This window comes from Halomicronema sp. CCY15110, from assembly GCF_016888165.1.
Classification (GTDB): domain Bacteria; phylum Cyanobacteriota; class Cyanobacteriia; order Phormidesmidales; family Phormidesmidaceae; genus Halomicronema.
The window spans coordinates 31,117-44,214 of sequence record NZ_JACSWC010000419.1; the positions used below are offsets into that span (position 1 = coordinate 31,117).

At 62.4% G+C, this 13,098-nt stretch carries 13 protein-coding genes; all 13 read left to right on the forward strand.

Features of this window, described 5'->3' with window-relative positions; all coding sequences use genetic code 11:
* Position 1 precedes the first annotated feature (1 nt).
* Genes JUK32_RS22150 through JUK32_RS22210 form a run of 13 tightly spaced genes read left to right on the forward strand, consistent with a single transcriptional unit; the run spans position 2 to position 13,091 of the window.
* On the forward strand, positions 2–526 hold the full coding sequence (locus JUK32_RS22150; protein WP_204141044.1) for a phage tail protein: 525 nt from the start codon (positions 2–4) through the stop codon (positions 524–526).
* A gap of 3 nt (positions 527–529) precedes the next feature.
* Positions 530–1,264: a phage baseplate protein gene (locus JUK32_RS22155; RefSeq protein WP_204141045.1), complete on the forward strand. Its 735-nt coding sequence runs from the start codon at positions 530–532 to the stop codon at positions 1,262–1,264.
* Entirely contained in the window at positions 1,257–2,168 is a 912-nt protein-coding gene (locus JUK32_RS22160; RefSeq protein ID WP_204141046.1) for a hypothetical protein, read from the forward strand. The genes JUK32_RS22155 and JUK32_RS22160 overlap by 8 nt, the downstream gene beginning before the upstream one ends.
* 37 nt (positions 2,169–2,205) lie before the next feature.
* Positions 2,206–2,439 carry a hypothetical protein gene (locus JUK32_RS22165; protein WP_204141047.1) on the forward strand — a complete coding sequence of 78 codons (234 nt, stop codon included), beginning with the start codon at positions 2,206–2,208 and terminating at the stop codon, positions 2,437–2,439.
* Positions 2,440–2,461: 22 nt separating this feature from the next.
* Complete coding sequence (locus JUK32_RS22170) at positions 2,462–3,175, forward strand: hypothetical protein (protein WP_204141048.1); 714 nt, start codon at positions 2,462–2,464, stop codon at positions 3,173–3,175.
* Positions 3,176–3,234: 59 nt separating this feature from the next.
* A complete protein-coding gene (locus JUK32_RS22175) occupies positions 3,235–3,501 on the forward strand; it encodes a LysM domain-containing protein (RefSeq protein WP_204141049.1) in 267 nt (88 codons plus the stop codon).
* A gap of 10 nt (positions 3,502–3,511) precedes the next feature.
* Positions 3,512–4,600, forward strand: a complete 1,089-nt coding sequence (locus tag JUK32_RS22180) for a phage late control D family protein (RefSeq protein ID WP_204141050.1) — start codon at positions 3,512–3,514, stop codon at positions 4,598–4,600.
* Between the two features lie 9 nt (positions 4,601–4,609).
* The gene (locus JUK32_RS22185) at positions 4,610–5,164 is read left to right on the forward strand and encodes a phage baseplate assembly protein V (RefSeq protein WP_204141051.1); all 555 of its coding nucleotides are present in this window, start codon (positions 4,610–4,612) and stop codon (positions 5,162–5,164) included.
* Complete coding sequence (locus JUK32_RS22190) at positions 5,164–5,505, forward strand: hypothetical protein (RefSeq protein WP_204141052.1); 342 nt, start codon at positions 5,164–5,166, stop codon at positions 5,503–5,505. Before JUK32_RS22185 ends, JUK32_RS22190 begins: the two co-directional genes overlap by 1 nt.
* 15 nt (positions 5,506–5,520) lie before the next feature.
* Positions 5,521–5,898 (forward strand): GPW/gp25 family protein, encoded by a 378-nt coding sequence (locus JUK32_RS22195; protein ID WP_204141053.1) that lies wholly within the window; start codon positions 5,521–5,523, stop codon positions 5,896–5,898.
* Positions 5,898–8,465 (forward strand): hypothetical protein, encoded by a 2,568-nt coding sequence (locus JUK32_RS22200; protein ID WP_204141054.1) that lies wholly within the window; start codon positions 5,898–5,900, stop codon positions 8,463–8,465. The genes JUK32_RS22195 and JUK32_RS22200 overlap by 1 nt, the downstream gene beginning before the upstream one ends.
* Entirely contained in the window at positions 8,462–10,912 is a 2,451-nt protein-coding gene (locus JUK32_RS22205) for a hypothetical protein (RefSeq protein ID WP_204141055.1), read from the forward strand. Before JUK32_RS22200 ends, JUK32_RS22205 begins: the two co-directional genes overlap by 4 nt.
* A complete protein-coding gene (locus JUK32_RS22210; RefSeq protein ID WP_204141056.1) occupies positions 10,905–13,091 on the forward strand; it encodes a hypothetical protein in 2,187 nt (728 codons plus the stop codon). The genes JUK32_RS22205 and JUK32_RS22210 overlap by 8 nt, the downstream gene beginning before the upstream one ends.
* Positions 13,092–13,098 lie beyond the last annotated feature (7 nt).

The window sequence follows — 13,098 nt, forward strand, 5'->3', positions numbered from 1 at the left end:
TATGGTTCAATTCAGCGTTAACGCCCAACGGCTGGATCCCTACAAAAACTTTAAGTTTCGGGTGAAATGGGATGGCCGCTATGTGGCTGGCATCAGCAAAGTGGGTGCCCTCAAACGCACCACCGAAGTGGTGGAGCATCGCGAAGGGGGCGACCCCAGCACGATGTTGAAATCGCCGGGGCAAAGTAAATATGAGCCCATCGCACTGGAACGGGGCGTGACCCATGATCTGGAGTTTGAACGGTGGGCCAACAAAGTCTGGAATCTGGGGTCGGGGCTGGGACTAGAGGTGTCGCTCAAGGACTTTCGTAAGGACATCATTTTGGAGTTGATGAACGAAGCGGGGCAGGTGGCGATCGCCTACCGCATCTACCGATGTTGGGTTTCGGAATTTCAAGCCCTGCCCGAACTGGATGCTAGCGCCAACGCCGTCGCCATCCAGATGCTGACCCTGCAAAACGAAGGCTGGGAGCGTGATTACGCCGTCACCGAACCCGAAGAACCCAGCTTTGTCGAACCAGGTTAAGCCATGGGAGTGCCTTCGGCGATGGAGCTGTTACGGATTTGGGAAACTAGTCAGCATCAGTCCAGCGCTCATCAGGCGTTGCAGTTGCTGGCGGCGGCCCACCCCGATCAGGCTTGGGAAACCCTGTCTCAACTCAGTGTGGGGCAGCGCGATGGGTTGCTACTGACCCTGCGGCAACAGCTTTTTGGGCCACAACTCGCTTGCGTAGCCGATTGCCCCAACTGCTCCGACCGGGTCGAGATCACCCTCAGGGTGGCCGATCTGCAACTGCCGACTCAGCCCGTGACGCCGCCGTTCATGCTCAAAGTTGAGGACTATGAGGTGCAGTTTCGGTTACCGACGGGCGGCGATTTGGTGGCGATCGCGGGAGCCGCCAACCCCGATCAAGCCCAGCAAACTGTGCTCAACCGCTGCTTGCTCTCGGTGCGCTACCAGGGTGAAGCCGTCACCGACGCTCCTTTGCCATCCACAGTTCTTGACCGACTCATTGCCACCATTGCCGATATGGATCCTCAAGCCGATATTCGCCTCGACCTCACCTGTCCCCATTGCCAACACGGCTGGCAGCTCAGTTTTGACATTGCCTTCTTTCTGCAGCGCGAAATTCAAACGTGGGCCTACCGCCTGCTACAGGATGTGCATTGTCTGGCGCGGGCTTATGGCTGGTCAGAAGCGGAGATTGTGGGCATGACGCCCCAACGGCGGCATTTGTATGTGGAGATGGCGAGTCATGGTTGATTTTTTACGCAATCTCGTGACCAAAACCTTACAGCCCCAAACGGCAACAGTGCGGCCCCGGACGCCATCGCGGTTTGAGCCCGTTCAGCCCTTTTTGGCTGCGCCCTTGGTGATGGAAGAGACCATTCACACCGCTGCGGAACCAGCCGCGAGTCCGTCGCCCGCGATCGCCCCGCACCCGTCCCCACCCCCGATAACGACGCTACCTGTGGTGCAACATCAGGCCCCGCCGCCCGCGATCGCGCCGCCCCCAATGCAGCCACCGTCACCCGCCCCCACCGCCGACATGCCCCTTGGCGAACCCGTGCGTCATCCCCGGCGGACCACGCCACCGCCCCCAGAGCCAGCCGCCGCCCGCTCATCGGCACCACCAACTTTTCCCGAATGGCCTTCGCCGCCGCCCTCTCCAGCAGCTTCGCCGCCGCCCCTCGTTCAGCCGATTGAACGGTCGTTGCCCACGGAGCCACCCCCGCTAGCCCCGATGGAACCGCCGAGGCCACCTTGGTCCCTGGCTGAATCGGCTCCCGCCCCCCCCCCGCCCCCCCCCGCCGAGCCGTTAGCGGCGGCCACTGACCCAGTTGCCGAGGTAAGACCAGAGCCTCCAGCGCTAGCCCCGATGCCGCCGCCGCCGCCGCCGCCGCCCGCGACTGAGTCGCCCTGGCTGCAGCAGATTGATCACGCGATCGCCCAGCGGTTTGCCGCTCTGCCGCCGCCGCCCAAACGCAAGCCCGCCCCCGCCGCTGCCCCTCAACTCGTCATTGGTCAGCTCAAGGTAGAAGTGGTGCCGACGCCCCCCCCACCCAAACGATCACGATCGCCCGCCCAGCGCACCACATCGCGCCGCGATCGCACCCAGCGATCAACGCCGCATTCCGTGACCCGCTTTGGCCTCGGCCAACTGTAAATTCAAAATTCAAAACTTCCCCACTCCCTAACTCCCCATGCCACCCCCTATCCACATCGAATCCCTCCTGCTCCAACTACCGGGTGTCACCGCCGACGAATCCCGACAGCTGGCCCAACAAGTCGCCCAAATCCTCGCCGAGGATGCCCGCCCCCGCCCGTACCCCCAGCAAATCGGCGCTCTGAATGTGCGCATTGAAATTCCTACAGGGCTGCCCCGCGATCGCCTCGCCCATGAAATTGCCGCCGCGATCGCCGCCCGTCTGCCCTGATTCTGGATGAATTTTTCCCGCTATGGTTACTGCCTCGCCCATTCGTCCCAAATTGCTCAAAGGTGCCCTGATTGGGTTCACCGATCGCTTTTTAGTGCCGATTCCCAACATCATCCTGTTTCAGTACAACCCCGACACGCTGACCCGCAACCTCACCCCCTGGGCCCCCCCGGATGCCGATGCCGAGCCGTCCCCCGTGACGCCCAGCACTGCCCAGCCCTTTGACCCGGCGGAGAGCTTTACCCTGTCGCTGTTTTTGGATGCCGCTGATGATCTGGAAGCGCCGGAGCAAAATCCGGTGACGACGCTGACGGGGGTGGCCGATCGCATCGCGGCGTTAGAGATGCTGATGTATCCTCAACGGCTAGAGGCCCCGCCGCTGAATGTACCGGAGGTCGATACCCTGAACGGGGACGGGGGCGACGAAGCGCCGCTCGAACGCCTGAGCGTGCAGGTGGTGCTGTTCATTTATGGCCCGGGGCGCGCCCTGCCCGTGCGCATCACGCGCTTTTCGGTCGAGGAACAGCTCTTTTCCACCACGCTGTATCCCATTCGGGCCAAGGTCAATTTGGAACTGAGTGTGCTGCAGCCCAAAGACTTTCCCGAAGACGAGCAAAAAGCGGGGCGCGAGTTTGCCCTCAAAGCCTATGACTGGACCCGCAAACAAACCCAGGGGCTGGCGGTGGCCAATCTGGCTAACACAGTGGAGTCGCTGCTGGGATTATTGCCGTTTTAGCCTTGCTCATCAGGAAAGCTGATCTACCCATTTTGAAGCCGTTTAGGAGAGTTATCCCCATGTTTGCCCCCAACAGTCGTTACGCCAATTTGCCGCTGCGCACGGTGACCGATCGCCGGGGTCGGCCAGTGGCGATCGTGCCTGTGCCCCCCGCTCCCGATCAGGTTTTGCGGGGGCTGCATCAGCGGCGTCAGGGCCAGCGGCTTGACCACCTGGCGCAGCAGTACCTCAAAGATGCCACGGCGTTTTGGCGCATCTGCGAGCTGAATGATGCCATGACCCCAGACGCGATCGCGGAAGTGGCTGAAATTGCCATTCCCCGTTAGGTGAGGCGTTATGGGACTCAGTGTAGAGATTGCTGTGAATGGCACCGTCGATGGGGATCTGGCCCAGGCCAGCCGCATTGAGGTGACCGAGTCGATGGGGGGCACGACCACCTATCGGCTGGTTTACAGCGTCGATATCGCCGGGGGTGATTTGCCGCTGCTGGCGGACGATCGCCTGGGTCCGGGGTCAGAGCTGACCATTTCAGTGCCCGTCAACAACCGTTCAGAATGTCTGGTGAAAGGCCCCGTTCACGCGCAGCACATTCACCTGCGTCACGGGGGCGAAGGTTCAGAGCTAGAGGTGCTGGGAGCCGACACCTCGATCGCGATGGATCGCGAGACCAAATCTGCCGTGTGGGCGGAGGTCAGCGATAGCGACGTGGTGCAGAGCATTTTGGGCAGCTACGGCTACAGCCCCGATGTGCAAGCCACCGCGGCGACCCACACCGAGGCCAAGCACACCCTCGTGCAGCGGGACAGTGATTTGCGGTTTGTGCGGCGACTGGCACGGCGCAACGGCTATCTGTTTTGGCTGACCTGCGACAGCCGTGGCGTCGAAACGGCCCATTTCAAACGCCCCAGTTTGGACGGCAGTCCGGCTGCTGAACTGACGATCAACCGCGACTCGCCGACGCTGCAAACCCTTGACCTGTCTTGGGATGTGGAGCGGCCCACGAGTGTCGTGGGGCAACAGCTCGACCTCAACAGCAAAGAGAATTTGGATGGGGCGGTGGCGGAGAGTCCGCTAGCGGCACTGGGACAGCAGTCGCTAGCGCAGATTGCCGGGGGGCCGCGATCGGTGCATCTGCAAGCCCCCGCCGATGATGCTGGCGACCTGCAAGCGCGGGGCGAGGGGGCGCTGATCGAGGCGGGCTGGTTTGTGCGGGCTAGTACCCAGACGAGCTTGCGGGCATTGGGGCAGGTGGTGAGATCGCACACCCTGATCAACTTGACGGGGGCGGGCAGCCGCCACAGCGGCACCTACTGGGTCGCCAGCGTGCATCACCAAATCGACGCCGTGGCCCACTACATGACGGTAGAGCTGCTGCGCAACGGCTGGAATAGTAGCTCCGGCTCACCGCTGGGGAGCTTGATTTAGGGAGGAATCATGGAACCAAACCTGCTCGAAGAATTGCTGGACTGGGTGCGCAGCCACTACTACGGCAAATACCGGGGGTGTGTGACCGACAATGCCGATGCTACCCAGCGGGGACGGCTCAAGGTGCGCGTACCAGCGGTGCTGGCCGACCACGAGGTCTGGGCCATGCCCTGTGTGCCCTATGCCGGGGATGGGGTGGGTTTCTACAGCCTGCCCGAACCGGGAGCCGGGGTCTGGGTCGAGTTCGAAGGGGGGGATCCGTCTTTTCCCATTTGGGTGGGGGGCTTTTGGGCCGACAACGAGCTGCCCGACGAGGCCGACGCCGCCATCAAAACCTGGAAAACCGAGCAGCTTCAGGTGCGTATTGACGACACCGCTGATGAACTCAAGGTAGAGACCACGGGCGGTTCGACCCTCACCGTGGCCGACGCCATCACCAGCGACACGGCCACCGCCACGCACACCGTCGGCAGTGAGGGCGTCGTCAGCGAGGCCGGGGCCACCAAGGCGGAAGTGACGACCACCGCCTTTAAGGTCAACAATGGCGCGTTGGAGGTGATGTAATGGCCGGTCACACCCTCACGACGGCCTCGACGCTGCAATGTCCCCACGGGGGCGCAGTCAATATTGTGTCGAGCAATAGCCGGGTCAAAGCGGACGGGGCTTACACCGTCACCCTGGCGGATACCTTCACGGTGAGCGGTTGTCCCTTTCAGATTCCCTCGACGCCGCCGATTCCGAGTCCTTGTGTGCGGGTGCAGTGGCTGGTGCCCGATACCCGTGTGCGGGTGAATGGCAGCCTCAGTCTCAGTCGCTCTAGCACAAGCCTGTGTTTGAGCGCGGCGCAAGTGCCTCAGGGCAGCGTGCTTGTCGGCAATACCCAAACCCGCACCCAGAGCCAGTAAGGAGCTGCGATCGCTATGGCTAACTCAATTTTCAGTTTGCAATATCCCCTCGCGGTGGATGGCGGCCTCGGACGGTTAGCGATCGAGCGCGACTATGAGGCCCACGTTGAGCAAATGATGCGGCAGGTGCTGCTCACGAGTCCGGGGGAGCGGGTTAATCGGCCTGATTTTGGCTGTGGGGTGCGGCGACTGCTGTTTTCGCCGAACAGTGATGTCAATGCCACCTTGGCCCAGGTGACGATCTTTCAAGCGTTGGAACGGTGGCTCGGCACGGTGCTGCAAGTGCAGGAGGTGCGAGTGACGCCCCAGGATGAACGGCTCGATATTGAGATTGTCTACGTGCTGAAGGCGCGGCAAGAAAATCGCTATCTAAACGTGGAGGTGAGGATCTGATGCCCCTGCCCGATCGCGTGCAACGGTTACTCAACCAGCAAATCGTCACCGGCATTGACTTTATCTATGTGGCGGACGATCAGCTGACGCTGGACGTGTATTTTTTAGAGTCGGCCAGTCACTCCCCGGCGAGCTTAGAGATTCCCCTGGTGGGCAATAGCGATGCCAGCTTAGATTTGCAGGCCGAACAGGTACGGATCTACGCGCCTGCAGGCTCCCAAACCCTGCCGGAAATCATCCTTCGAGCCGGGGGGGCGCAATGGTGGGTCTGGGTGGAAGGGGCCACCGCGCCGCAGCCGTGGGCGGCTGGCCTGGCGAATGTGACTCGACATTTTTGGCGGTTGCAGGTTGAGCAACCGGGCGACTTTGCCCGCTATCGGCTGGCGATCGCCGACAACCAGGGAGCACTGCCAACCGACGGCGGTGCGACCATTCCCGTCTCACGCATTGATGCCTACTTCAACGATGTGGACTTTAGCTTTAAGGCCAACTGCGAGCAGGATCTTGACTGCAAGCTCCCGCCCCACGACTGCCCGCCTGAGGAGTTCGTCGACTTTCCGGTGGATTATCTGGCGCGCGACTTCGACAGCTTTCGGCGGGCACTGCTGGAGTTTGCGGCGCTGCGCTATCCCCGCTGGCAAGACCGGCTGGCGGCGGATGTCGGCATCATGCTAGTGGAGCTGATGAGCGCCCTGGGGGATGAATTTTCCTACAAACAGGATCGCATCAGTCGGGAAACCCATCTGGAAACGGCGACCCAGCGGCGATCGCAGCGCCAACACGCGCGGCTGGTCGATTATCCCGTCCATGAGGGGCGGGGGGCGACCATCTGGATTGAGGTGCAGGTGCAGACGGGGGCGGCGGGCGCATTGCCAGCGGGGATGGATATTTGGGCGCGATCGGATCGGGGCGACCAGATCGAGTATGAAATCGGGCGCGGCCTCGCTGACATCTTGCCCGACGCAGACGGCAATCGTTTGAGCTTTGAGGTTGATGCGGCCATTAACCGCCTGCTGCCGCATATTTGGGATGAAGACGATGTTTGCCTGCCCGTGGGGACGACCACCCTCGCCCTGGCGGGCCATCACACTGCAGTCCTGGATTTTGACGATCCGCCGGAGGTGCGGGATGGCAAATGGGTGCTGTTGCGCACCGACCCCAGCGATGCCTCGAAACCTGCGCGCCGTTGGCCTGTGCGGCTGATGCAAGTGCAAAATGAGTATGATCCCGTCACAGTGCAGCCCATTACCACAATTACTTGGGAAGCTGCTCAAGCGCTGCCCTTTGAGCTGGATCTGACCGACCTGACGGTGCGCGGCAACCTGATTCCCGCAACGTTGGGCAAAACCTACAGTCAGCAGTTTCAAATCGGGTTGCCGACCGGGGCCAGTGACCCCCGCACGCTGCCAGCACCGCCCCCGCCGCTGGCCGTGGAGCGCGCTGGCCCCAACGGCAGTCTGGCGGCCCGGTTCACCCTGCCGGGTAGCGATGCCGAACCGCTCGTCTGGCTGGGGGAGCAGTCCGTCACGGCGCGGCCCGAAATTCACCTTGCGGAAGCCGAGTGGACGGGTGCGGTGTGGAATGAAGACGAAACCTGGCACTGGCAGCGCAGTCTGCTGGGGGTGAAGTCATCGCTGCCGGACTCGCCTGATTTCACCCTGGAGGATGGCCGTTGGGGGCGCGTCGTCGGCTATCAGCGCCTCGGTCAAGAAATTGTGCATCAAGATTATCAGGACGATCGCAGCTTCACCATTCGCTTTGGCGACGGCGAGTTTGGCCGCATTCCGCCCCGAGGTACGGTGTTTCAAGTCACTTATCGGCTGGGCGATGGGCAGGACGGTAATGTCTCAGCCGATAGCCTGACCCACTTTATGGGGCCTGAAGGGTTGATTGCCAGCGTGACTAATCCGTTGCCGGTGACCGAAGCCCAAGCGCCGGAATCCATCGAGCAGGTGCGGCAGTTGGCCCCCGACGCCTTTCGGGAAGTGACCTTTCGAGCGGTGCAGCCAGCCGACTACAGCGAAGCGGTCGAACGGCTGGATTGGGTGCAGCGGGCGGGCACCACGTTCCGCTGGACGGGGAGCTGGCTCACGGCCTTCACCACGCCTGACCCGAAAGGGGCAGTCACTCTGACGGCCACTCAACAGCGTGAACTCGACGAGCAGCTCGATCGCTTCCGGCAGGTGGGTCAAGATGCCTACGGTTTGCCGCCCCGCTATGCTGACTTAGATTTGCAGATCACCCTTTGTGTGGCCCCCGACGCGTATCCCGCCGAGGTGAAACAGGCGGTGATCGCGGCCCTGACGGGTCCCCAGGGATTCTTTAACCCCGATAACTTTACCTTTGGCACGCCGCTGCGGCGATCGCGGCTCGAAGCGGCTCTGCAAGCTGTACCGGGGGTGCGTGCGGTGAAACAGATCGACATGCGGCGGCGCGGCTGGTTTGACTGGCGACCCTTCTCAGAGTGGGTGTTGCTGGTGGCGGCTGACGAAGTGATCCGGGTCGAAAATGACCGACGCTTTCCCGATCGCGGCTCGGTGCAAATCTTTACGGAGGGGGGCGCATGACACAAAATTCGCAACCGTTTTGTCAAGATACCGAAGCGCTGTTGCAGGGGTGTCCTTGTGACCAATTCGTCTTTCCGCCCCCGATATCCATCGCGGCGGGGTTAGACAGTCTGCCCCGGCAAGTCGCGGGCTTTCCGGAATATCGGCAGGCGCTGTTGGCGGCGCTGGCTCAGCAACCGGCCCTCAGCCAGTGGCGCGCCCGCCAAGACGACGACTTAGGCGTGATGCTGCTAGAGATGTGGGCCTACATCGGCGATGTGGTGAGCTTTTATGACCAGGCGATCGCCAACGAAGCCTACCTTCGCACCGCGCAGCAGTTCACGTCTTTGCAGCGCTTGACCCAGATTTTAGGCTATGTGCCCCGGCCCGCGGTGGCCGCAATGGTGGATCTCGCCGTGCAGGTAACGGGGCGGCAGCCGGTGCAGTTAACCGCCGGCACCGCCTTTCGCTCAGCGGCCTTTGACGCGGAGCCGCCCCAAGTGTTTGAGCTGTTGACGCCCCGGACGGTGCATCCCCTCAATAATCGGTGGAATTTGGTGCGATCGCGACCCACCAACTTGGGGCCAACCTCGGCCTCTGACCCGGATGAGGTGGAAGTGACGGCGCTGCTGCTGCAACAGGCCAGCCGGATTGCGGTGGGCGAATCGTTGCTTGTGCAGGCGGGCAATACCGCCGTCGGAGTCACGGTCGAGCAGGTCAACGATGTTACCGGAGAAGACGGGCAAGCCTATCGAGAAGTGCAGTTCACCGACCCGATCAATCTGCCAGCGGCGGTGAAACCTGAGGCCGTGCAACTTTCGCGCCCCACCCTATCTGCTGCCCTGTGGACGCTGACGGATGAGTCCGCGATCGCGGGTAACACCGTCCTGCTGGAGAGCTTCTATCGCGCCATTCGCCCCCGCCAGTGGGTGCTGATCGAAAACGACAGCGGCCAACGGTGGCGACAGGTGCAGCGGGCGGGAGATCGCGCCATTTCGTTAGCGGCTCCCGGCCCGACCATCGTCACATTGGAGGGCGAGGCAGAAGAAGGAGAAGACCTGGCTTTTGGCATTGAACCTCCTGAACTCTCGGTTTTCACCACCCAACTCACCCTCACCCAAACCGTCGGCCTGTCTGGCGATGCGGCGGCGTTCACCGTGCGCTATGGCCTGACCTCGGTGGGCACGGTCACCGCCCCGCTGTCGCTCACCGTGAGTGCTGCCGAGCCGCTGGCGATCGCCAACCCCCGTACGTTGCCCTCCATCACCACCGCCCCCACCTGGACTCCGCCCCAGCGATTTTTGCTAGAGGATGCCAATCAGCGGGGCGTCACCGTCCAGGGACGGCTGGACACCAGCAGCGGTCAGGTGATTCCGGATGATGGCGAAGACTGGCAGCCTCCGCTGACGGCTCCGATCAAGGTGTTTGGCAATGTGGTGACAGCGGTGCGCGGCGAAACCGTGACGGGGGAGATTTTGGGAAGTGGCAACGCGGCGATCGCCAACCAAACTTTCGAGCTGAAGAAAAAGCCCCTCACCTATGTCGCGGCCCCAACGACCACCGATGACCGGGGCGTGGCCAGCAGCCTGACCGTCTATGTCAACGGTGTGCAATGGAGGGAAGTGCCGACCTTTTTCCGCGCGGAACCGAATGACCCGGTGTACATTTTGCGCCCAACGGAGGATGGCGGCACCGCTGTGATTTTTGGCGACGGCATTCGGGGGTTACGGCTGCCCACTGGCCAAGACAACGTGCTCGCGAACTATCGGTTTGGGGCGGGGGCGGCCAGTCCGCCAGCGGGGGGCATCACCCAACTCGCGAAACCCGTACCGGGCATTTCGACGGTGCGGAATCCGGTGGCGGCCTATGGCGGAGCGGCTGCCGAATCCACTTCGGAATTGCGCCAGTACGCCCCAAAATCCACCCTAACCCTGGGCCGCATCGTGTCGTTGCCCGATATGGCCGCCGTTGCCGCCAGGGTGCCGGGGGTGCGATCAGTGGCGGTGGATTGGCAGTGGAGTGGGCGACGGCAGCGACGACTGGCAAGGATTTGGTACATCGGCGCGACGGGTCTGGAAGCCACCCTGCTCAAAACCCTGCGCCAGCGGAGTGCGCCCGGTGTCTTGTTCGATGTCGATGCAGCGGTGGGCATTCCCGTTACGCTGGCGATCGATGTGGAAATCAGCGATCGCTACGTGCCTGCCGATGTCTTAGCAGCGATTGAAACCCAACTCCTCGCGCCTGAAACTGGGCGGTTGGTACCAGAGCGCATCGGCATCGGGCAGCCGCTGTATCGGAGTCAACTGCTGGCGATCGTCGAGGGGGTCCCCGGCACGGTCGCTGTGCGTCGCCTGGAATGGCAGGGCGCGGCTTTCACCCAGTTTGCCAAGCAGCCCCAGGCAGGCCAATACTTCGACTTCGAGGCGGGTGAGTTGCGCCTCAATCCAGCGGAGGTGAAGCGTGGCTAACCCGATTCAAGACGGCTACGAACGGTACTACGCCGAAAAGCTGTGGGAGCTGATTCCCGCGATTTATCGCCACGAAGATGGTCTGGCGGACAATCCGAATGTGCTGCGGGGGCTGGTGGAAGTGTTGGCGACTCAAGCGGCGGTGCTGCGGCGCAGTCAAGATCGCCTGTGGGACGACGCCTTTATCGAACTGTGTGATGACTGGGCCATTCCCTACATTGGCGAACTGGTGGGCACCCGGCTGATCTCGGCGCTGAACCGGCGTGGCCAGCGGATTGATGTGGCGAAAACCATCTACTACCGCCGCCGCAGTGGCACGCTGCGCATTCAAGCGGAACTGATTCGCGACATCACGGGGTGGAATGGTCAGGTGGTCGAGCAGTTTCGTCGCCTGGGTCGTCAGCACCACGGGCTTGATCCGCAACGGCCTTACCCGCCGACACCGCCGGGGGGCTGGGCTGATTTGCGCCTTCCCCGACTCACCGAGCAGGCCGACGGTCCCTTCGATCGCTTTGCCCATACCGCCGATGTGCGCCGTCAGCGGGGCGATCGCGGGCGCTACAACATTCCCAAAGTGGCGTATTACCTTTATCGCTTACGGGCGCTGCGCGTTGAGGATGCGGACCCGTTTTCGAGGAGCGATCGCAGCTTTTTGTTCGACCCCTCGGGGCGTGACATCCCCCTATTTATGCCGCCCCAAGTTGATGACGAGTACGACTGGGATACCTGGACGGCGGCTCAGCCCTGGCAAGTGCCCGCACCGATCGCCTGTCGCCTGTTGGGCCATGCCGAGTACCGCATCACCGAGGCCACCGTGCAAGATCTGGTTGCCGCCACGGGGTTGAGTACCGCCGCCGCCAGTGACCTGCGGACGCTGCGAGGTGGGCAGTTTGCCAGTGCGGCGCGGCTGCGACAAACCCTCGCGAGCCTCGACACCAGTGCGACCTTGCTAGACCCGGTCATCTTTCGTACTCTGCGGGCGATCGCCCTGATTGACGACTGTGGCAAAATGGCGCTCTGGCCGACAGCGATTGAGGTCAAGACGGCGGACAATCCGGTGGCGCGCGAACAAATGACTGCTGCCAACCTGGCTGCCTGGTCGGTGAACGCTCCCGAAACCCTGCTGGCTGTCGATCCAGAACGGGGCCGGGGGCTCTTTCCGAATGACGACCCGGAGTTGCCCCTCACCGTTTCGTACTACGTCGGAGCCGTGGGAGAGATTGGCGCGGGTACCTACGATCGCCCCGTTCTGCCCTTGCCCACCACGGGTTCTGCCATTGCTGGTGGTGGGGCGATCGCGGCGGCAAATTTGCTGAACGCTGACGTCACCCAAATTGCTGACAACCGCACCTACTCGTCCCTGCCCAACAAACTCAGCGTGCAGGCAATGACCTTTCAAGCGGCGAACCAAATGCGCCCCTACGTCGAAATTGCCAGCAATTGGACTCTGAGCACCGGCTCCCATGAAGACTCCACTCTCCTGCTCAATGGCTTGTGGATCGGGGCGCGATCGCCCCAAGCGATCGTCCTGCGGGGCGATTACGAACGGGTCACCCTGCGGCACTGCACTCTCGATCCGGGAGGCGATGCCGCCGACGGCACCACCCTGGGACCGATCACCCTGATCATCGCCGCTCAGATCGAAACCCTCGTCATTGAGTCCTCCATTTTAGGACCGGTGCAGGTGGCCGATGACGGGTTGTTAGAACGGCTCATTCTGCGCGACAGCATCGTGCAATCTCGCGACGGCACCCAACCCGCGCTGGATTTGGCTAACGGCAGTGCTTGCCTAGAGCGCGTCACGGTGCTGGGCGCAGTCTCCGGGCAGCAGTTGCAGGCCACGGACTCGCTGATTACGGGACTAGTCACCGTGACTGACACTCAATCGGGCTGTTTTCGCTTTAGTGCCGCCCCGCCCGGCAGTCGACTGCCGCAGCCGTACCGCACCTATGTCATTACCGATGCCAATCACTATTTCACCTCCCGTCAGTTCGGCCATCCGGCCTTTGCGCAGCTCAGCGAGACCGCTCCGGTGGCCGTGCGACGCGGCGCTGAAAACGGGGCCGAAATGGGAGCCTACAGCGGGCTGTTGAACCCGATCAAGCTCGACAGCCTGAAAGCCAAAGTGGCAGAATATTTGCCTTTTGGCCTCATACCGATGTTCATCTACGAGACCTAAAGGGGGG

What these genes read in the sequence shown, in the direction of transcription:
- JUK32_RS22170 (WP_204141048.1), top strand. Translation starts at nt 2,462, where the DNA reads ATGGTTACTGCCTCGCCCATTCGTCCCAAATTGCTCAAAGGTGCCCTG.
- JUK32_RS22180 (WP_204141050.1), top strand. Translation starts at nt 3,512, where the DNA reads ATGGGACTCAGTGTAGAGATTGCTGTGAATGGCACCGTCGATGGGGAT.
- JUK32_RS22195 (WP_204141053.1), top strand. Translation starts at nt 5,521, where the DNA reads ATGGCTAACTCAATTTTCAGTTTGCAATATCCCCTCGCGGTGGATGGC.
- JUK32_RS22200 (WP_204141054.1), top strand. Translation starts at nt 5,898, where the DNA reads ATGCCCCTGCCCGATCGCGTGCAACGGTTACTCAACCAGCAAATCGTC.
- JUK32_RS22155 (WP_204141045.1), top strand. Translation starts at nt 530, where the DNA reads ATGGGAGTGCCTTCGGCGATGGAGCTGTTACGGATTTGGGAAACTAGT.
- JUK32_RS22185 (WP_204141051.1), top strand. Translation starts at nt 4,610, where the DNA reads ATGGAACCAAACCTGCTCGAAGAATTGCTGGACTGGGTGCGCAGCCAC.
- JUK32_RS22160 (WP_204141046.1), top strand. Translation starts at nt 1,257, where the DNA reads ATGGTTGATTTTTTACGCAATCTCGTGACCAAAACCTTACAGCCCCAA.
- JUK32_RS22175 (WP_204141049.1), top strand. Translation starts at nt 3,235, where the DNA reads ATGTTTGCCCCCAACAGTCGTTACGCCAATTTGCCGCTGCGCACGGTG.
- JUK32_RS22205 (WP_204141055.1), top strand. Translation starts at nt 8,462, where the DNA reads ATGACACAAAATTCGCAACCGTTTTGTCAAGATACCGAAGCGCTGTTG.
- JUK32_RS22150 (WP_204141044.1), top strand. Translation starts at nt 2, where the DNA reads ATGGTTCAATTCAGCGTTAACGCCCAACGGCTGGATCCCTACAAAAAC.
- JUK32_RS22165 (WP_204141047.1), top strand. Translation starts at nt 2,206, where the DNA reads ATGCCACCCCCTATCCACATCGAATCCCTCCTGCTCCAACTACCGGGT.
- JUK32_RS22190 (WP_204141052.1), top strand. Translation starts at nt 5,164, where the DNA reads ATGGCCGGTCACACCCTCACGACGGCCTCGACGCTGCAATGTCCCCAC.